Raw genomic sequence first — 18,445 nt, forward strand, 5'->3', positions numbered from 1 at the left:
TACAGGGAGGACTTCACACCATGATGCAGGCAGGTATTTTCACGGGTTATTTCCCGTATAGCCTCAAGGAAACCGCGCAGAAGATCCGTGCGCTCGATTTCAACACCGTGCAGCTCGACCTGCATTTCAAGGACATAGATCTGTCGGCCGGGCAGATCACCAGGGACAAGGCCAAGACCGTCCGCGATACGTTTCGCGATCACAATCTGCCGATCTGCTGCGTATCGGGCTACACCAACATCATCCATCCGGATATGGGCGAGCGCGAGAGGCGCGTCGGCTATTTGAAGGAGATCATCCGCAACGCACGCCATTTCGGCACCCCTTACGTGATCTCGGAAACCGGTACCTACAACACCGAGTCCGACTGGGTGCATCACCCGAAGAACAAGACCGAGGAAGGTTTTGAGGAATGCCGCAAGGTCATCGCCGACCTTGCCCAGACCGCCTATGACCACGGCGCGGTCTTCCTGCTCGAAACCTATGTCAACAATGTCGTCGGCTCGGTCGAAGAGACGGTGAGGATGTTCGCGCAGGTCGACCACCCAGGCCTCGGCCTGCTGATGGACCCGACCAACTATTTCGAAACGCACAACATCGACAGGATGGACCAGATCCTGAACCAGGTGTTCGACACATTGGCCGACAAGATCAAGATTGCCCACGCCAAGGACGTCAAGCGTTCCGGCGGCGACAAGTCGGAAAAACACGCAGACATCGGCGACGAGGACGCGCTGGAGAGCCACACCTTCCGCGGCGTCGGCGAGATCGAGCTGCCGGCCCCCGGCCTCGGTTCGCTGAATTACGACCTCTATCTCAAGCGGCTGGCCGAAAAGCATCCAAACATCCCGGTCATCATCGAGCATCTTTCGGAAGACGACGTGCCCCGTGCCAAGAAATTCCTCGACGGAAAATTCCGCGCCAACGGACTGTGATGGCGCGGTTCGGCTACGAAACAAGGGAGGAAGAGAAATGTTGAAATTCGCGTTGAAAATCGCTGCCGCGGCGACGGTTCTCGCCGGTGTGGCGCTGGGTACACCGGCGCTGGCGCAGGACGCCCAGAAGACGTTCTACCTGCTGTCGCATGGCGGCCCGTCGGATGCCTTCTGGATCGACTGGAATGCCGGCGCGCCCAAGGCCTGCGACCAGCTCAAGGTGACCTGCAAGATCTCGTTCAGCGGCGGCGACATGGCGGCGCAGAAGGAGGCCTTCAACTCGGCCCTTGCCGCCAAACCGGACGGCATCGCCACCACCTCGGCGCAGCCCGGCCTGTGGACCGAGGAGGTCAAGGCAGCCAAGGCGGCCGGCATCCCGATCGTGTTCTTCAATACCGACGATCCGGCAACCGGCCGGCAGGCCTATGTCGGCGCCGACCTTAAGGAAGCCGGTGTCATCTGGGCGAAATATCTGGTCGACCACAAGATGGTGAAGCAGGGCGACAAAGTGTTCCTGCCGGTCGAAGTGCCGGGCGCCAGCTACCAGCAGCTCGAGACCGAAGGCATCGCCAGCGTCTTCGATCCGCTCGGCATCAAATATGATGTGGTCGATTGCGGCACCGATCCGGCCGGCATCATCGCCAAGATGACCGACTACATGGTCGCCAACAACCCGCCGGCGATCATCGCGCTCGGCGATTCCGTCGCGGCCAGCGTCAAGCGGGTGTTCGACGGCGCCGGCGTGCCGGCCGGCAAGATTCCGGTCGTCGGCTGGGGCAATTCGAAGGAAACCGCCGAGTCAGTGAAGTCTGGGTTCATCAAAGCGGCTGCCTGGCAGTTCCCGTCAGCGCAGGGCTTCATGCCGGTGGCGCTGCTCGGGTTGGCCGCCGCGGGCGAACCGATCGGCTACGACATTCACACGTTCAGCCTCTACGACGCCTCGAGCGTCGAACCGATCCTGAAACTCTACAACAAATGATTGAAACTGACGCTCGCCGCGCAGGCGGCGAGCGTCACCCTGGCGTATGGTTCGAACTGTCATGACAATTGCCGCAGAAGAGGAAATGCCGCGTGCCAAACGCAGGTCGAGCCTGATGCGCTCGCCGCAGTTCTCTTCGCTCGTCATCCTGATTGTCCTGCTGGCGGTGTTCGCGATCGCCGACGCGAATTTCCTGTCGCCGCTCAACATCTCCAACATGATGGCGTTCCTGCCCGAGCTCGGCATCATCGCACTCGGCATGACGCTGCTTCTGACGGCGGGCGAGTTCGACCTTTCGGTCGGTGCCGTGTTCGGGCTGGCGCCGGTCGTCGTCATGCTGCTGGTGCAGAACGGCGGGTTTGATATTGGCGTCGCGCTGTTGGCCGGCCTGCTGCTCTGCATAGCGATCGGTGCGATCAACGGCCTGATCGTCACCAAGATCGGGATCTCGTCCTTCCTGGTGACACTGTCGATGCTGCTCGTCGTGCGTGGGGCAGCGCTTTACATCACCCAAGGCTTTCCGCTGAAATCCTGGAACCAGCCAGGCTTCTTCGTGACGCTGCTGGCCGGCAGCTTCAATATCGGAACGTTCCGTTTCTATACCTCGCTGTGGTGGTTCATCGGCCTGTCGCTATTGGCGATCTATGTGCTGCACTACGCCAAGCTCGGCAACTGGATCAGCGCTATCGGCTCGAACCGTAACGCCGCCGTAGCGCGCGGTGTGCCGGCCGATGCGGTCAAGATCTGGCTGTTCATCCTGACCTCGGTGCTGGCCGGTCTCGCCGGCATGATCAGCGCCTTCCGCATCTCTGCCGCCTCGCCGGTGGCAGGCACCGGGTACGAGCTCGAAGTGATCGCCATGGTGGTGGTTGGCGGCACCGCGCTGACCGGTGGACGCGGCACCATTTTAGGCACCATCGTCGGCGCGCTGATGCTGCGCAGCATCCGCAACGGCATCGTGCTGATCGGCGTGCCCGGGCTCGCCTACAACATCTTCGTCGGCGTCATCATCCTTGCCATGCTCATCCTGCACGCTTTGCTGCAGAAGAACGCCGCCAGGAGCTGACCATGGAAGTGCTTCGGCTGCAGAATTTGCAAAAATCCTTCGGCAGCGTCCGCGCCCTGAAGAACGCGTCCTTCGCGCTCAACGAGGGCGAAGTGGTGGCCTTGCTCGGTGACAACGGCGCCGGCAAATCGACGCTGATCAAGGCGATCTCGGGCGTGTTTCCGGTCGATCGCGGCGAGATCTATGTGCGCGGCCAGAAGGTCTCCATCCGCTCGACGCGCGATGCGATGGATCTCGGCATCGAGACCATCCACCAGGACACCTCGCTGGCTCCCGATCTCAGCATTGCGCGCAATCTTTTCCTCGGCCGCGAGCCGGTCAATCTCAAATGGCTTGGCGTGTTCGCGCCGCTCGATCTCGCTCGATTGCGCGATGCTGCGTCGGCTCTATTGAAGCGCGTCGGCATCTCGAAGAAACTCGACGCCGATGCGCTGGTCAGCACGCTGTCAGGCGGCGAGCGTCAGTCGATCGCCATCTCGCGCGCCATGCAGTTCGCCGCCAAGGTCATCATCCTCGACGAGCCGACCAACAATCTCGGCGTCGAGGAAACGCACGGCGTGCTGCGCTTCGTCAAGGAAGTGCGCGACGCCGGTCACTCGGTGCTTTTGATCACCCACAACATCCATCACGTCTTCCAGGTCGCCGATCGCATCATCGTCATGCGCCGCGGCGAGATCGTCGCCGAGCAGACGGTCGCCGATACCGATCTGCTGACCGTGGAAAGCATCATCACCGGTGCCGACATATCGGCCCTGCTCAAGGAGACGAGAGCGAAGTGAAGGACCGGAGCAAAGTGAAAGAACTGGCCGTCACATGGTAGAGCTTTACGGCAAGACGCTGTCGCGCCGGCAGGTCTCGGAACGCTCGGGCATGCTGTCGCAGTTCGCCGGCGTGCGGCTGATGACGCTTGGCGACGGCGTCGAGCGCGGCATCCGCATGCTCGAATTCCGCACCGGCTCCGGCCTGCGCTTCACCGCGCTGGTCGACCGGGCGCTCGATATCGCCGATTGCGACTTCAGGGGCCAGGCGATCGGCTGGCACTCGCCGAGCGGTTTTCGCCATCCCGGCCTGCACGAATATGAAGGCGAGGAGGGATTGGCGTGGGCGCGGTCGTTTTCCGGCCTTCTGCTGACCTGCGGCCTCGACCATATATTGTTCATGAACGAGGTACCCGCCGACACCTACAACTACCCGCCGAAGAAGACGGTACGCCATTCGCTGCACGGCCGTGTCAGCACCATTCCAGCGCGGCTGACCGGCTATGGCGAGACCTGGGACGGCGACCGCTGCGTGTTGTGGGCCGAAGGCATCGTCCAGCAATCGACTGTATTCGGCGAGGATCTGCACCTGCTGCGGCGGATCGAGGCCGATGTCGGCGGCAACGAGATCCGGCTTTCGGACCGTGTCGTCAATCACGGTTTCAACCGTACGCCGCATATGTATTTCTACCACATCAATGTCAGTCATCCGGTGCTCGACGAGGGATCGCGCTACCTGGCGCCGATCCGCGACGTCGTCTGGGCCGGGCATGCCGGCGAGCGCTATGAAGCGCAGAAGGTCGGCTACCGCACGGTGCCGGCGCCGCAACCGGGATTCAAGGAACAGGTCTGGCAGCATGAACTCGGCGCCGACAGCACCGGCGAAGTCCCGGTGGCGGTGGTCAACGACAGGCTCGGCCTTGGCTTCGAGGTGGTCACGCGCAAGGACCAGTTGCCTTGCGCCTATGAATGGCAGAATTTCCAGGCCGGGCAGTACGCGCTGGGCATCGAGCCGTCGACGCATCATGTGCTGGGCAATCTGGCGGCGCGCGAACGCGGCGAGATGATCTGGCTGGAGCATGGCGAGAGCCGCTCCTACGATGCGGCGTTCCGGGTCCTCGACGGCGCCGGCGAGATCGCCGCCGCCGAAAGCCGGATCGCTGCAATCGCCAGGCAGCCGCAGCAGGATTATCCGCAGCCGTCGGGCCGTTTTCCTGTTCTTGGAGGCAGGTCGTGATAATGGCGAAGACGATACGGGACACCAGTTGGGAGGCTGGTTCCGGCCGGAGCGGGGAGGGTTGGCGGCCGATCGGGAATTGGAGGTCACAATGGCTGGCACGGTAAAGCGCGATTACAGCCTGGTCGGCGAAAGCACGCGCAGGGCGATCGAGACGGGACTGGCCTCGGCGGAGTGGTACCACACGGATGTCCCCCGCAAGGCGATCAAGGAGTTGATGCAGCGCTCGGACGGCCCGGCGATCCGCGACACGATCATCTGGATCGTCGCCATCCTCGGCTCCGCAGCTGGCGCCATCTTTTTCTGGGGTACCTGGTGGTGCGTGCCGTTCTTCTTCGTCTACGGCGTGCTCTACGGCTCGTCCAGCGACTCGCGCTGGCACGAATGCGGCCATGGCACTGCCTTCCGCACGCGCTGGATGAACGATGTCGTCTACCAGATCGCCAGCTTCATGCTGATGCGCAACCCGGTGACCTGGCGCTGGAGCCATGCCCGCCACCACACCGACACCATCATCGTCGGGCGCGACGCCGAGATCGCCGTGATGCGCCCGCCGGACCTTTTGCGTGCGGCGCTGGCTTTCACCGGCATCCTCGATTTTCGCTATTCGCTTCCGGCACTGGTACGCCAGGCGTTCGGCAAGCTGACGCCCGACGAGAAAAGCTACGTTCCCGAGATGGAACAGCACAAGGCCGTCATCGCGGCGCGCTGGCATATTGCCATCTACATCGCCACGATAGCACTCGCCCTTTTCATGCGGTCGTGGATACCGGTGGTGCTCATCGGCGTGCCGCGCCTCTACGGCACCTGGCACATGGTGATGACCGGCCTGCTGCAGCATATCGGTCTGGCCGACAACGTCGTCGATCACCGGCTCAACACCAGGACCGTATACATGAACCCGATCAGCCGGTTTATCTACTGGAACATGAATTATCACGTCGAGCATCACATGTTTCCGATGGTGCCTTACCACGCGCTGCCCAGGCTGCACGAACTGATCAAGCACGATCTGCCGGAGCCGAACCCGTCGATATGGCATGCCTATCGCGAGGTCTGGCCTGTCCTGCTCAGGCAGCTCAAGTACGAGGATTATTTCCTCAAGCGCGAACTGCCGCCAACGGCCAGGCCCTATCGTGGCGAGTTCCACGAAGTGAACATGTCGGCGGCGGCTGAATAGGCACCGCAGCAGCGCAACGCAGAAATTTCGGGAGAAGCAGAGATGGCCGATTGGGTCGAAGCGTGCGCCGTGGACGATGTCGACGAGGAAGACGTCATCCGCTTCGACCATGGCGGCCGCACCTTCGCGATCTACCGTTCGCCGGACGATCAATTCTTCGCCACCGACGGGTTTTGTACGCATGAGAAGGCGCATCTGGCCGACGGGCTTGTGATGGACGACATCATCGAATGCCCAAAGCACAATGGCCGCTTCAATTACAAAACCGGCCAGGCCAAAGGGGCTCCCGTCTGTGTCAATCTGCAGACCTATCCCGTCAAGGTGGAAGCTGGCAAGGTGATGATCCAGATCGCCTGACCGGCCTTCTGTCACGTAGCAAAGGGGACCAGAATCCATGAGCCGGAAAAGACCGACCGTCGCAGACCTGCGTGCCATGAAGGGCAAGCGGCAGCTGACGATGCTGCGCGTGCTGACGATGGACGAGGCCGAGGCCGCCGAACGCGCCGGCGTCGATATCGTCTCGGTGCCGCCGGAGCTCGTGCTCAATCCGCAATACCGCGATGCGGCACCCAGCCTGTTCACCATGCCGGGCGAGAATTTCTTCGAGATCGGCACAGCAGATGATTTCGTCCGCTGGGCGTTTCGGCTCTACAAGGCCAGCGCCGATGCGGTCTATTGCAGCGCCGGCTACGCCACCATCAAGCGGATGGCCGACGATGCCATTCCGGTAATCGGCCATGTCGGTCTCATCCCGTCACGCGCCACCTGGACTGGCGGCTTCAAGGCCGTCGGCAAGACCGCCGATACCGCCATGCAGGTGTTCGACGCGGTGAAGCAACTGGAGGCCGCCGGCGCGATCGGCGCCGAGATCGAGGTGGTGCCGGTCGAGGTGGCCAAGGCGATTTCGGAGCGGACGTCGCTGATCATGCTGTCGATGGGGGCGGGCACCGGCTGCGATGCGCAATACCTGTTCGCCGACGACATCCTCGGCCAGAACCGTGGCCACATGCCGCGCCATTCCAAGGTCTATCGCAATTTCGCCGCCGAATACGATCGCCTGCAGGCCGAACGCGTCGCTGCCTTCTCCGAATATGTCGCCGATGTGAACAGCCTGGCCTATCCCGAAGACAGGCACGTCGTGCACATGGACCCGGACCAGCTCAGCCTGTTTATGGAGAAGATCGAAGCCGCATGAGACACGCCGCCTGCGGCGCGAAGCGCCATCGCGGATCGTAAAAAGCCGGTTCGGCGCCAGGGCCAGGTCATCGCTTGGCCGGCTGCGATGCCACACGAAAGTTTGTTGGACCAGGTCTGGACGGCACCGGCCAGATGCTGTTGAAACCGGTGCGTCATCGGTTTGCCGGACAATTGCGCGGTTGCTGATGGAGCGGGTGAAAATTCCCCTTCGGACAGTTCTGCGCATGACCGCCATTCCCGAAAACAAAGCCTTGCCGGAAACCGCGACGGCGCGGCAAGCCCGGCGGGTGGCGCTGATCGTCGCCGTCGCCTTTTTCATGCAGCTTCTGGATTCGACCATCATCTCGACCTCGCTGCCGCAGATGGGAGAATCCTTCGGCGTGGCGGCGGTGGCGATGAGCATCGGCATCACCGTCTATATGCTGACCATGGCGGTGTTCGTGCCGCTGTCCGGCTGGCTCGCCGACCGTTTTGGCGCGCGCAACATCTTCCTCGTTGCGATCGCCCTGTTTACATTGGCCTCGCTCGTTTGCGGCATCTCGCAGAACCTGGCCGAGTTCGTTGCCGCCCGCGCGGTGCAGGGCCTGGGCAGCGCGCTGATGACGCCGGTCGGCCGCATCCTGGTGCTGCGCAATGCGCCGAAATCCGAGCTTCTCAACGCCACGGCGCTGATCACCTGGCCGGCGCTGTTTGCGCCGGTGGTCGGGCCGGTGCTTGGCGGCTTCATCACCACTTATTTCTCCTGGCACTGGAATTTCTTCATCAACATCCCGCTTGGGGTTGCCGGTTTGGCGCTGGTCGCCCGCTTTATTCCCGGCGACCGCGAAGCCGGAGCCAAGCCGCTCGACTGGCCGGGCTTCCTGCTGACCTCGGTGGGGCTCGCCTCGATGCTCTACGGCCTCGAGCGCATCGCGCATCCGCAAGACGGTGCCTTGCCAACCGTGGCACTGCTCGGCACGGGCATTTTGGTCGGCTGGCTGGCTGTGCGGCATCTGCGACGCGCCAACCATCCGCTGCTCGATCTCACAGCTTTCAAGGTGCAGACCTTCGCCATCTCGACGCTGTCGGCCGGCACGATTTTCCGGATCGCCATCAACGCCACGCCGTTCCTGCTGCCGCTTTTGTTCCAGGTCGGCTTCGGACTGAGCCCAATCGATGCGGGCGTGATGATCCTGGCCTATTTCTTCGGCAATCTCGGCATGAAGGCGGTGACGACGCCGACGCTGAGGCGCTTCGGCTTCCGTTCGGTGCTGATCGTCAACGGGGTGATCGCCTCCTTGTCGATCATGGCCTGCGCGGCGCTTTCGCCGCAGACGCCGCAAGCGTTGGTGGTGGTCCTGATGCTGATCGCCGGACTGTCGCGTTCGATGCAGTTTACCGCGCTCAACACACTGGCCTTCGCCGATGTGGCCTCACCGCAGCGCAGCTCGGCGGCGACATTGTCCAGCATGCTGCAACAGGTGGCGATGCTGTTCGGCGTGGCGGTGGCGGCGGCACTGCTCAACCTGTCGCAGATCGCCAGGGGCGCTGCGGCGCTCGATCTGATCGACTTCCGACTTGCCTTCCTGGCGATCGGCGCAATCGGGCTCGTCGCCTCGTGTCGCTTCCTGGCGTTGCCGAACGCTGCCGGCGCCGAGGTCTCGGGCCATGTTTTGCGGAGCTGAAATCGGCCGCAGTTGTCCGTCCTGTGTCGGCGGAGGCGGGGAGCTTTTCCTTCTCCCACAACAAGGGGAGAAGAAAAGGGCGGCGCTACACCGGCCGATATATCTTCTCCGCCGTGTTCCAAAAGACATCCGCCTCGGCGGTCGCGCCGTGTTTTGCCACGGCCTGCCGGTGCGCCCTGATCAGCTCGGCGTGGCTGGTCCACAGTTTCTCGATCGGGAAGTTCGAGCCGAACGTCAGATGATCGCTGCCGAGGATGTCGATGGCATTGTCGACGATATAGCCGATGAGCGCCGGATCGTTACGGTGGACGAAGGTGCCGAGGCCGGACAGCTTTGCATAGAGGTTGGGCGCCGCTGACAGCGTGCGCAGCCCTGCCTTCCAGGCCTCGGTGGTTTCGGGCTCCATGCCGGTCAGCATGCCGGCGTGGGTGAGAATGAAATTGGTCTCGGGGTTCTCGCCGACGAGCGTCAGCCCATCCTTCATCTGGGCGGGGAAAAGCTGCAGGTCGAAGGACAGGCCGTAATCCTTGAGCCGCGCGACATTAGCCCGCACCTTCGGGTCGATGATCTGATCGGCCGAGGCGGCGAAGCGGAAGGCCGGCGTTTCGTGCCAGTGCAGCTGCATGCGCACGCCGCGCAGCAGCGGGTATTTGATCAGCCGGTCGATCTGGGAACGCACGTCGTCCACGGTCATGTCGGCATAGCCGACGATGGCGTGCGGCCAGCCGGTTTCTTCCGCGGTCTTCTGCAGGAAGGCGACCTCGTTCTCGAAATCCTCCTTGGCCCAGTTGGTCTGGACATAGACCGCCTTCTCGACGCCCGAGCCTTTCTGGTCGGCAAGGAATTCCTCGATCGGATAGTCGCGGCGGATCGGCTCGTAGGGGCCAAAGATGCGCGGGACCATCGGCCCGACCAGCCACGGCTGGTCCTTTTGGCGCCAGATGTGGAAATGCGCGTCGATCGCCTTCTGCATCACGAAACCCTCTTCCAGATTGCCGCGGCCACGGGGGCGGGGCGGGCGAGCGACAGGATGAAATCGGTGAGGCCCGCGATGGACGAGCCGTCGACCAGGTCGTCGAGCATCGGCAGGATGGCGCGAAGTGCTGCCGTTGCCGGCTGGAAACGCGGATCGCCGGCCAACGGCGTCGCCAGGGAGAGTCGGAAGGCGCGGGCAAGCAGCCGGCGCATCGCCATTTCCAGCTCGGCATGATCGCCGCGCTCGAGCGCATCCGACAGGATGACGATTGCCGCTCCGCGTGCAAAGGCGGAGAAGCGCGGCACCGAGAGGAAGGCTAGCAGCGTTGGACCCATGCGGGTGCCGCCGTCCCAGTCGTCGACCTGGGCAGCGGCGCGGGCCAGCGCCTGGTCGCGGTCGCGAATACGCAGCGCCGAGGTGATGCGGGTCAGCCGTGTGCCGAAAGTGAAGACCTCCGCCCGGTCGGCGCCTTGCACCGCCGCGTGTGCCAGCTTGAGATAGTCCGATGTGTAGTGCTTCATCGAGCCCGACACGTCGATCAGGATGAGAAGCTTGCGCGGCACTGTCTGCCGCCGGCGCAGCAGCGGCGAGGGGATATCGCCGTCGGCACTGACGATTTCGCGCAGCGAGCGGCGCAGGTCGAGCTTGCCGCGCGCATGCGTGCGCACGGTGCGGAAGGACCGGCGGGCGGGCAAAGCGGTGGCGAGCTTGCGGCGGAAGGCGGCAAGCCCGTCGCGATCGCGCTGGAACTCGCGGACGCTCAACTGTTCGCTGGCCGAAGACAGTTCGCCGCCTTCCTCCTGGCGGACCACTTCGATTTCTTGTTTGCTGGTTTTGCCGTCGTCCTTGATGCGGGCTTCCTCGTCGGCGTCGCCTTCGACCAGCGCCGCGGCATCCCCGTAGAAATGGCTCCGGAAATGCGCCTCGAATTCGTCGCGGCGGTCGGGCGGCGGCGCCAGCGTGGCGAGGGCCGCTTCGCGGACGTCGGCCATCGAGCGTGGGCCGAGCAGCGTAACCGCCTGCATGAAACCGGAGACCTGCTCGGGCGCCACCGGGAAGCCGTAGCGGCGCAGCAGCCGGCCGAAGCCGAGGAAGGGTGCTGCCCCTTGAGGCAGGCCCGCCGCGCTCACGCTAGCGCCTCCTCGACAATCTTGCCGAGCTCGGGCGCGATGCAGGAAAGGTCCTCCTCATCCTTGATCAGCACGCCGATGGCGCGGCGGAAGGCTTCCGGCCAGGGGCTGCCGCCCTTTTCGAGGATGGTGGCGGCATTGGCCCATTCGACCGCCTCGGCGATGCCTGGCGGCTTGGCCAGCGGACGCGCGCGGATGTCGCGCACGGCGGAAGCCACGGCGCGCGCCGTGGCCTCGGCGACGTCGCCGGCGCGCAGCATGATGATCTCGGCCTCGCGAATGGCGTCGGGATAGGTGATCCAGTGATAGACACAGCGCCGCCGCAGCGCTTCGGCAAGCTCACGGGTGCGGTTCGAGGTCAGGATGACGATCGGCTGCGCCGTCGTGCGAATGGTGCCGCGCTCGGGAATGCTGATCTGGAAATCGGACAGGAACTCCAGCAGCAGCGCTTCGAATTCATGGTCGGAACGGTCGATTTCGTCGACCAGCAGCACGCGCTTTTCCGGCGCCTTCAGCACCTGCAGCAGCGGCCGCGCGATCAGGAAACGGTCGTCGTAGATGTCGACCTCGTGCTCGCCGGCATGGCGGATGGCGAGCAGCTGGCGCTGGTAGTTCCACTCGTATAGCGCATGTGCGGCGTCGATGCCTTCATAGCATTGCAGCCGCACCAGATCGCGCCCGAGCAGTTCGGCTATCGCCTTCGCCGCTTCGGTCTTGCCGACGCCGGGCGCGCCTTCGAGCAGCAGCGGCTTACCCAGCCTGATCGCCAGGAAGATTGCGGTGGCCAGGCTTTCATCGGCGAGATAGCGCGAGGCGGCGAGGCGGGACGCCATCGCCTCCGGCGAGGTCGCGACTGTCTCTGCGCTTGAAGTCCGGGCGCTTCTCTTGGGCATTTCCAGCACTCAGTTCGATGCTTGCGCCTTCAGCGCCCGCAGGATGCGCTCCGGCGTGATCGGCAGCGTGTCGATGCGAACACCGACGGCGTCGAAGACGGCGTTGGCCACCGCCGGGATTTGCGGGTTGGCGCACATTTCGCCCGGCCCCTTGGCGCCGTACGGCCCGTCGGCCGAGGGCCTCTCCAGCACGATGATCTCGGTTTGCGCGAGATCGCCAGGACCCGGCATCAGATATTGGTTGAAGTCGGTGCCGCCATGGTCGCGGTTGGGATAATAGGGCTCGGTCGTTTCGTAGAGAGCATGGCTGATGCCCATCCACGAACCGCCGACGAGCTGCTGCTCGACCATTTTCGGGTTCAGCGCGCGGCCGATCTCAAAGACGTTCTTCACCGTCAGCACGGTGACTTCGCCGGTCTCGTCATCGACCTCGACCTCGGCAACCGTGCAGGCGTGGGCGTAGCAGGTCGACGGCTTCATCGCGCCGGTTTCCTTTTCGGGATAGGAGCGGGGGATCAAAAACATGCCGCGGCCGGAAATCGAGCGGCCGCGCTTGAAATGCGCCGACAGCGCGACATCGAAGATCGAGATCGATTTCTGCGGCGCGCCCTTGACCAGGATGTTGCCCTGGCCATCAGTCTCGAGGTCCGACGCATTCACCTCCAGCTCCTCGGCCGCTACTTCCAACATCACCTGGCGGGCTTCCCTGGCCGCCTGGATGACCGCGTTGCCGGCGCGGTGCGTGCCACGCGAGGCGAAGGTGCCCATGCAGTGCGGACCAGTGTCGGTGTCGGCGGTGTCTACGACGACACGGTCGGTCGGCACGCCGATCGTCTCGGCGCAGATCTGCGCCATGATCTGCTTCATGCCTTGGCCAAGGTCGACACTCGACAGCGTCACCATGAAATTGCCGGTCGGCGTCGAATGAACCAGCGCCTGGGTCGGGTCGCCGCCGAGATTCATGCCGGTCGGATAGTTGATCGCGGCAACGCCGCGTCCGCGCCTGATCGCCATCTCAAGCTCCCTTCGCGTAAGACGACATCGCCATGAACTTCTCCGCCACCGGCCAGTTGGCGGCGCGTGAGGCTTCCTGCATGCACTCGATCAGCGCCGCTCCCTCGGTCGGCTGGCGATGCGCCTTCATGTCGCCGTCGCGGTAGGCGTTGATGAAGCGGAATTCGAGCGGGTCCATGCCGATCAGCCGTGCGAGCTTGTCCATCTGCACCTCCAGCGCGAAATCGCCGATGGTGACGCCGAAACCGCGCATCGCCGAGGACGGGGTGCGGTTGGTGTAGACGCAATAAGTGTCGATCCAGACGTTCGGGATCGTATACGGGCCGGGATAGTGGCCTGCGCCCTTCTGCGCGCCGTAGGGCGAATGGCGCGAATAGGCGCCGGCATCGGTGTAGCCGGTCACTTTGCGCGCGACGATGCGGCCGTCGTTCATGACGCCGTCCTTGATGACGACCTTCTCGGCGGCGCGCGGCGAGGAAATCTGCATCTCTTCCTCGCGGCTGTAGATAAAACAGACCGGTCGTCCTGTTATTTTGGCGCCAAGGATGGCGATCGGCTCGACGATGACGTCGACCTTGCCGCCGAAGCCGCCGCCGACGGTGCCGCCGACGAAATGCAGCTTGTTGCCGGGCATCTGCAGGATGATCGAGGTGTTGTCGAGGGTGAAGAACATCGCCTGCGTGTTGGTGTAGCAGGTGAAGCGGTCGTTACCCTCGGGTGCGACGATGCAGCCTGTCGTCTCGGTCGGCGCATGCTCGATCGGTGAAGATTGGTAGGTCTGTTCGAGCACGTGGTCGGCTCCGGCAAAGCCCGCCTCGACATCGCCGAAGCGCACCTTGCGGCATTCGCCGCTGTCGTAGAGGTAATAATTGCGGCCGTGATATTCGTTGACGATCGGCGCGCCGGGCTTCAGCGCTTCGTCCATGTCGAAGACGGCCGGCAGCACCTCGTAATCGACCTTGACCTTGGCGGCGGCTTCCTGGGCGGCACGCTCGGTCTCGGCCAGCACCGCCACCACCGCCTCGCCCTTCCAGCGCACCTTGCCGTCGGCCAGCACCGTCTCGTCCTCCGGCCCGATCTGGATCAGGATCAGGATGGTGTAGACATTGTGTGGCACATCCTTGGCGGTCAGCACCTTGACGACGCCTGGGTGCTTTTCCGCTTCGGATATGTCGATGCTGCGGATGCGGGCGTGGTGGTGCGGGCTGCGCACCATCTTCAAATGCAGCATGCCGGGAAAATTGCGGTCGGCGAAATAGGTGGTCTTGCCGGTGACATGGCCGGGTGAATCCGAACGTGGCCGCGGCTGGCCGATCTCGTGCAGATCGTCCTTGCGCTGGTCGGCGAAATAGCTCTTGCGGAGTTCCATTTTCTTAACCCCCTCAAGCCGCGTTCTGCGAATTGGACTGCGCGGCGGTCAGCACCGCCTGGATGATCGGCTCGTAGCCGGTACAGCGGCAGATATTGCCCGACAGCGCCTCGACCACATCCTCGCGGCTGGGGTTCGGCGTGTGATCGAGCAGCACCTTGGCTGCCATGATCATGCCCGGTGTGCAGAAACCGCATTGCGTGGCGAAAGCATCGAGGAAAGCGCGTTGCAGCGGATGCAGCACGCCGCCTTCCGAAAGCCCTGATGTTGTGGTGATAGTCGCACCATTGCAGGCCTCTGCCAGCGTCAGGCAGGAGAGCCTGAGTTCGCCATCGATGATGACCGAGCACGCACCGCAGGTGCCCTGATGGCAGCCGCCCTTCGGCGAGGTGTCGCCGATCTTGTCGCGAAGCGCGTGAAGCAGCGTCGTGCCGCTGTCGATGAACTCGGCTTTCTCCGCACCATTGAGCGTGAACTGAACCGGGACCTTTGCCATCTTTTTACTCCTTGCGCCGCAGCCAGACGGACATGCGCGCCATGGGCTTTCAGGCGAGCAGCAGCCGGGCGAGATGGACCGGCAGGACTTCGTTGCGATACCAGGCACTGGCGATTGGATCGGTTGGGGGCGAAGTGCCGTCGCGGGCAACAGCCAGTGCCGGTGCAATGCCGTCTGCGGTGAGTTTGCGGCCAATCAAGGCTTTCTCCGCCGCCCTGGCACGGATCGGCCGGTCGGCCATGCAGCCGAACGCGATCCGCGCTGACGACACGGTGCCGTCCGGTGCCTGTTCCAGCACGGTGGCGATGCTCAGCACCGAGACGCCCTTTGGCTTGACCCTCGACACTTTCAGGAAGCGAAAGCCGCCTTCCTTCGGAAGCGTGAAGCCGACCGCCGTGACGATGGCGTCATTGCTCTCGCGCTTTGCCAGGAATGTCTCAATCGGCAGCTCGCCGTCACCGGTGCTGACGGTTGCGTCCAGAGCCAGCAGCGCAACGGTGAAATCACCGTAAGGTGTCGGCGCGAAGAGATTGCCGCCCACCGTCGCCATGTTGCGGATCGCCGGTCCGCCGACGACGCGCGCGGCGTGGGCCAGGGGGGCGAGATCCGGATGGCGGGCGATCGCCGCCATGGTCACCGAAGCGCCAATGCGGACCTCGTTATCGGAAACGGCGACGGCCGACAGCGCCGGTTCGGTCGACCTGACGAAACCGGAGATCGACACATCGCCTTCATTGGCGGCGCGCACGACCAGCGTGCCGCCACCGAGATAGCGGGCGCCAGCGGCTTTCAGCGCCGCGCCGGCGTCCTTCACCGTCGGGAAAGTCTGCAGTGCAAGCGTCATGGAACGCTCCTGTTTGTCAGCTCAGTCCAGTTCAACCTTGGCCGGCAAAATGGGCCTTCAGAGCGTTGAAGCCGCCCTGGAAGACGTTTGCGCCCATGCCTTCGGCCAGCTTGTCGGCTTCCTCTGGGGGCGCGTCGAAGCTGGCGGTCCATTCGGCATAGGTACGGTCGCCGTCGGTCACCCGTCGCAACTGCAGCGTCGCCTTGTGGTTGGTGAGCGGCTGCGGCGTCTCCAGGATGGAGTAGCTGACGAGGAAATTCTCGTCGGAGAAATCGAGCAGCTTTTCGCGGAGGCGGGCGCCGCTGGCGAGCTGGAAATTGCGTACGCAGCCGATCGTGCCGGCATCCTTGCCGTCCTCGATATGACTTTCGACCATGCGCGGGTGCCAGGTCGGCAGGCCGTTGAAGTCGCGTATGCGTGCCCAGACCTTTTCGACCGGCGCGTCTATGACGCTGGAGATGGTGACTTTCGCCATTTGATCGTTCCCTCGCAAATCAGTTGCCTGGGAGGGTAGGGCGGCGGACTTGGCGGCGCTTATCAATGCGTCTTGAACGCCTATCAAATAGTCTGAAAAACGGGCGCTCAGCTGATCGCCCGTGCCGCCTCGCGGTAAAGCGTCGGCGGGACGCCGACATGGTCGCGGAAGAAGCGCGAGAAATTGCCCTGCGTGGTGAAGCCGAGATTGCAGGCGACCGAGATCAGCGGCTCCTGCGACCATTGCAATTGCCGCACCGCTTCCTCCATGCGCAGCGTGTTCCAATAGACGTTGGGCGTCAGATTGGTCTGTTCCTTGAACAGTGCGAAGAAATGCGGCCGCGACAGGCCGACGCTGCGCGCCACGTCGTCGAAGCAGATGCGCTCGCAGACATTGGCTTTCATCAGCTGGATCGCCTTGCGGACGCGGAAGTCCTGCATGGTATGGACACGGGCGCGCGTCACCGGCGGGGCCGAAGCGTCGGCGGCGTCGAGCACGCTGTCGATAAAACGCTCGATCTCGTAATTGGCGATGTCGTCGATGCTTTCATTGTCGCTGAGATGGTCGAGAAGGTTGGCGGCCGCCTTGTGCAGCCATGGCTCCAGCACGATCGTCGGCGTCGAGAACAGCGGCGCAGCGGAGGGCAGGTCGCGGCGCCGGCGCGCCCAGTCCGGATCGATGTAGAAGGCGAGGAACAGGCCGGGCCGGCCGTCGCGGGACAAAGCGTGGCTGTGCGGCTGAAAGGAATTGATGCCGGCGGCGGTGCCCGGTCCAAGCCGCACCGTCTCGCGGCCGATGGTCATCTCGCCGGCCGTGCCTTCCAGCCAGATGATGATATGCGCCTCGACATGGGCATGGGTGACGAAGTCGCTGGCGACGTTCAGGACAGAAACATGTCCGAACCGGCCCCAGTAGAGCCTGATCGCTTCCGTCATGGGTATATCCTCCCGCAGGCGACTGGCCTCCCTTCGCCTGCTGCGGGCGATTGTGCGGCTCAGTTTGGGCTTGCGTCAAGACGCATGTGCACGTCCGGGCGCCGGCCATGCGCCGCTCCGGCGGATTTTCAGACTCGGCGATAGGAGGAAGGCGAGCGTTTCCAGGCCGCTATGGCAAGACCGATGCGGTCGGCCGGCGACCAGCGCCAGCGAGGCCTCGGGGCCGGCAATTCGACTAGCGAACGATCTGCTTCAGCGTCGAGATCCGGCCGAATATTCAGTCGTTGCGCCTGAAATTGCGGATGCGGTCAAACAGCACGGCGAGCAGGATGGCGCCGCCGATGAACACGCCTTGCCAGAAGGCATTGATGCCGAGCAGGCCGAGGCTGTTGCGGATGACCTCGATCAGCGCCGCGCCGACGACCGCGCCGAAAGCGGTGCCCATGCCGCCGGCCAGGTTGGCGCCGCCGATGACGGTGGCGGCGATCACCTGAAGCTCCATGCCGTTGCCGAGATTGGTGGTGACCGCGCCCAGCCAGCCGGTCTGGATGATGCCGGCAAGGCCAGCCGCCAGTGCCGAGATCATGTAGACGACGACCTTGATCTGGCGCACCGGAACGCCGGTCAGCGTCGCCGCATGCTCGTTGCCGCCGATGGCGAAGATGTGCCGGCCGAATTTCGTCCAGCGCAGCACAAAGCCGGTGATCAACGCGAGCACGATCATGTAGAGCACCGGATTGGCGATGCCGAACACCCATGCGCCGCCGCCCAGCGCCAGCAGCTTGTCGTGGTCCGGCCCAAACTGGAAGACGACGGTGTTGTTGGAGGCGACCATGGCAAGGCTGCGCGCAATCGACAGCATGCCGAGCGTCACCACGAAGGGCGGAAAGCCGAGATAGGCGATCAGAACCCCGTTGAAGGCGCCGATGATCAGCGCTGTCGCGATCGCAGCGCCAATGCCGATCTCGATACCGTAGCCGGCATGCATGGTCACGGCCAGCACCATCGAGCAAAGGCAAAGCACCGACCCGACCGACAGGTCGATACCGCCCGTGATGATGACGAAGGTCATGCCGAGCGCGACGATGGCGACGAAGGTGACGTTGCGGGTGATGTTGTAGAGGTTCTTGGTCGTGGCGAAGGAATCCGTTGCCACCGACAGGAACAGGCAGGCGAGGATGACCGCGATCACCACCCAGAAGGTCTGGCTGGCAAACACCTTGCTCAGCAAGGTGTGCTGCTTATGCGCGATCGTCTGATCAAGGGTGACTGCCATTATCGACCTTTTTTACTCATG

At 63.7% G+C, this 18,445-nt stretch carries 19 protein-coding genes; 9 read left to right on the forward strand and 10 right to left on the reverse strand.

The genetic code is table 11. The features are described from left to right. The first annotated feature begins 20 nt into the window (after positions 1-20). From NKH42_RS21025 to NKH42_RS21065, 9 genes are all read left to right on the forward strand, one after another. Positions 21-935 (forward strand): sugar phosphate isomerase/epimerase family protein, encoded by a 915-nt coding sequence (locus NKH42_RS21025; protein ID WP_352505508.1) that lies wholly within the window; start codon positions 21-23, stop codon positions 933-935. A gap of 37 nt (positions 936-972) precedes the next feature. Further along, on the forward strand, positions 973-1,914 hold the full coding sequence (locus NKH42_RS21030) for a sugar ABC transporter substrate-binding protein (protein WP_352974397.1): 942 nt from the start codon (positions 973-975) through the stop codon (positions 1,912-1,914). Between the two features lie 61 nt (positions 1,915-1,975). Next, entirely contained in the window at positions 1,976-2,980 is a 1,005-nt protein-coding gene (locus NKH42_RS21035; protein ID WP_245274659.1) for an ABC transporter permease, read from the forward strand. Next, positions 2,977-3,759, forward strand: coding sequence for an ATP-binding cassette domain-containing protein (locus NKH42_RS21040; protein WP_352505663.1), 783 nt, complete (start codon positions 2,977-2,979; stop codon positions 3,757-3,759). The genes NKH42_RS21035 and NKH42_RS21040 overlap by 4 nt, the downstream gene beginning before the upstream one ends. A 34-nt stretch (positions 3,760-3,793) precedes the next feature. Continuing rightward, positions 3,794-4,975: an aldose 1-epimerase family protein gene (locus NKH42_RS21045; protein ID WP_352686245.1), complete on the forward strand. Its 1,182-nt coding sequence runs from the start codon at positions 3,794-3,796 to the stop codon at positions 4,973-4,975. A gap of 91 nt (positions 4,976-5,066) precedes the next feature. Continuing rightward, the gene (locus NKH42_RS21050) at positions 5,067-6,155 is read left to right on the forward strand and encodes a fatty acid desaturase family protein (protein WP_352505511.1); all 1,089 of its coding nucleotides are present in this window, start codon (positions 5,067-5,069) and stop codon (positions 6,153-6,155) included. Positions 6,156-6,197: 42 nt separating this feature from the next. After that, a complete protein-coding gene (locus tag NKH42_RS21055; RefSeq protein ID WP_352505512.1) occupies positions 6,198-6,512 on the forward strand; it encodes a MocE family 2Fe-2S type ferredoxin in 315 nt (104 codons plus the stop codon). Positions 6,513-6,549: 37 nt separating this feature from the next. Then, positions 6,550-7,350, forward strand: coding sequence for a 3-methyl-2-oxobutanoate hydroxymethyltransferase (locus NKH42_RS21060; protein ID WP_352687462.1), 801 nt, complete (start codon positions 6,550-6,552; stop codon positions 7,348-7,350). 226 nt (positions 7,351-7,576) lie between these two features. Then, positions 7,577-9,016 carry a DHA2 family efflux MFS transporter permease subunit gene (locus NKH42_RS21065; protein WP_352505664.1) on the forward strand — a complete coding sequence of 480 codons (1,440 nt, stop codon included), beginning with the start codon at positions 7,577-7,579 and terminating at the stop codon, positions 9,014-9,016. Positions 9,017-9,101: 85 nt separating this feature from the next. Here the strand turns inward: NKH42_RS21065 and NKH42_RS21070 are convergent, their stop codons facing one another. The 10 genes from NKH42_RS21070 to NKH42_RS21115 all read right to left on the reverse strand — a co-directional run bounded on the left by NKH42_RS21070 (position 9,102) and on the right by NKH42_RS21115 (position 18,424). Next, positions 9,102-9,989 carry an amidohydrolase family protein gene (locus NKH42_RS21070; protein WP_352752312.1) on the reverse strand — a complete coding sequence of 296 codons (888 nt, stop codon included), beginning with the start codon at positions 9,987-9,989 and terminating at the stop codon, positions 9,102-9,104. Next, on the reverse strand, positions 9,989-11,122 hold the full coding sequence (locus tag NKH42_RS21075; RefSeq protein WP_352505514.1) for a vWA domain-containing protein: 1,134 nt from the start codon (positions 11,120-11,122) through the stop codon (positions 9,989-9,991). Before NKH42_RS21075 ends, NKH42_RS21070 begins: the two co-directional genes overlap by 1 nt. Beyond that, positions 11,119-11,955, reverse strand: coding sequence for an AAA family ATPase (locus NKH42_RS21080; protein WP_352505515.1), 837 nt, complete (start codon positions 11,953-11,955; stop codon positions 11,119-11,121). The genes NKH42_RS21075 and NKH42_RS21080 overlap by 4 nt, the downstream gene beginning before the upstream one ends. Before the next feature lie 69 nt (positions 11,956-12,024). Next, positions 12,025-13,029 (reverse strand): xanthine dehydrogenase family protein molybdopterin-binding subunit, encoded by a 1,005-nt coding sequence (locus NKH42_RS21085; protein ID WP_254820526.1) that lies wholly within the window; start codon positions 13,027-13,029, stop codon positions 12,025-12,027. A gap of 1 nt (position 13,030) precedes the next feature. Beyond that, positions 13,031-14,398 carry a xanthine dehydrogenase family protein molybdopterin-binding subunit gene (locus tag NKH42_RS21090; protein ID WP_352754517.1) on the reverse strand — a complete coding sequence of 456 codons (1,368 nt, stop codon included), beginning with the start codon at positions 14,396-14,398 and terminating at the stop codon, positions 13,031-13,033. 13 nt (positions 14,399-14,411) lie between these two features. Beyond that, positions 14,412-14,894 carry a (2Fe-2S)-binding protein gene (locus NKH42_RS21095; protein ID WP_352644876.1) on the reverse strand — a complete coding sequence of 161 codons (483 nt, stop codon included), beginning with the start codon at positions 14,892-14,894 and terminating at the stop codon, positions 14,412-14,414. 49 nt (positions 14,895-14,943) lie between these two features. Next, entirely contained in the window at positions 14,944-15,738 is a 795-nt protein-coding gene (locus NKH42_RS21100; protein ID WP_352752309.1) for an FAD binding domain-containing protein, read from the reverse strand. 31 nt (positions 15,739-15,769) lie between these two features. Then, positions 15,770-16,213, reverse strand: coding sequence for an SRPBCC family protein (locus tag NKH42_RS21105; RefSeq protein WP_352752308.1), 444 nt, complete (start codon positions 16,211-16,213; stop codon positions 15,770-15,772). A gap of 107 nt (positions 16,214-16,320) precedes the next feature. Continuing rightward, complete coding sequence (locus NKH42_RS21110; protein WP_352752307.1) at positions 16,321-17,148, reverse strand: helix-turn-helix domain-containing protein; 828 nt, start codon at positions 17,146-17,148, stop codon at positions 16,321-16,323. 277 nt (positions 17,149-17,425) lie between these two features. Next, positions 17,426-18,424: an ABC transporter permease gene (locus NKH42_RS21115; RefSeq protein WP_254820532.1), complete on the reverse strand. Its 999-nt coding sequence runs from the start codon at positions 18,422-18,424 to the stop codon at positions 17,426-17,428. Positions 18,425-18,445: the final 21 nt, after the last annotated feature.

Source organism: Mesorhizobium sp. M1142, assembly GCF_040318565.1.
GTDB lineage: Bacteria > Pseudomonadota > Alphaproteobacteria > Rhizobiales > Rhizobiaceae > Mesorhizobium.

Excerpts from the sequence above, each read along its gene's own strand:
- NKH42_RS21060 (WP_352687462.1), top strand. The coding sequence starts at position 6,550 with ATGAGCCGGAAAAGACCGACCGTCGCAGACCTGCGTGCCATGAAGGGC.
- NKH42_RS21095 (WP_352644876.1), bottom strand. The coding sequence starts at position 14,894 with ATGGCAAAGGTCCCGGTTCAGTTCACGCTCAATGGTGCGGAGAAAGCC.
- NKH42_RS21055 (WP_352505512.1), top strand. The coding sequence starts at position 6,198 with ATGGCCGATTGGGTCGAAGCGTGCGCCGTGGACGATGTCGACGAGGAA.
- NKH42_RS21100 (WP_352752309.1), bottom strand. The coding sequence starts at position 15,738 with ATGACGCTTGCACTGCAGACTTTCCCGACGGTGAAGGACGCCGGCGCG.
- NKH42_RS21045 (WP_352686245.1), top strand. The coding sequence starts at position 3,794 with ATGGTAGAGCTTTACGGCAAGACGCTGTCGCGCCGGCAGGTCTCGGAA.
- NKH42_RS21065 (WP_352505664.1), top strand. The coding sequence starts at position 7,577 with ATGACCGCCATTCCCGAAAACAAAGCCTTGCCGGAAACCGCGACGGCG.
- NKH42_RS21035 (WP_245274659.1), top strand. The coding sequence starts at position 1,976 with ATGACAATTGCCGCAGAAGAGGAAATGCCGCGTGCCAAACGCAGGTCG.
- NKH42_RS21110 (WP_352752307.1), bottom strand. The coding sequence starts at position 17,148 with ATGACGGAAGCGATCAGGCTCTACTGGGGCCGGTTCGGACATGTTTCT.
- NKH42_RS21115 (WP_254820532.1), bottom strand. The coding sequence starts at position 18,424 with ATGGCAGTCACCCTTGATCAGACGATCGCGCATAAGCAGCACACCTTG.
- NKH42_RS21105 (WP_352752308.1), bottom strand. The coding sequence starts at position 16,213 with ATGGCGAAAGTCACCATCTCCAGCGTCATAGACGCGCCGGTCGAAAAG.
- NKH42_RS21080 (WP_352505515.1), bottom strand. The coding sequence starts at position 11,955 with ATGGCGTCCCGCCTCGCCGCCTCGCGCTATCTCGCCGATGAAAGCCTG.
- NKH42_RS21025 (WP_352505508.1), top strand. The coding sequence starts at position 21 with ATGATGCAGGCAGGTATTTTCACGGGTTATTTCCCGTATAGCCTCAAG.
- NKH42_RS21090 (WP_352754517.1), bottom strand. The coding sequence starts at position 14,398 with ATGGAACTCCGCAAGAGCTATTTCGCCGACCAGCGCAAGGACGATCTG.
- NKH42_RS21050 (WP_352505511.1), top strand. The coding sequence starts at position 5,067 with ATGGCTGGCACGGTAAAGCGCGATTACAGCCTGGTCGGCGAAAGCACG.
- NKH42_RS21070 (WP_352752312.1), bottom strand. The coding sequence starts at position 9,989 with ATGCAGAAGGCGATCGACGCGCATTTCCACATCTGGCGCCAAAAGGAC.
- NKH42_RS21085 (WP_254820526.1), bottom strand. The coding sequence starts at position 13,029 with ATGGCGATCAGGCGCGGACGCGGCGTTGCCGCGATCAACTATCCGACC.
- NKH42_RS21030 (WP_352974397.1), top strand. The coding sequence starts at position 973 with ATGTTGAAATTCGCGTTGAAAATCGCTGCCGCGGCGACGGTTCTCGCC.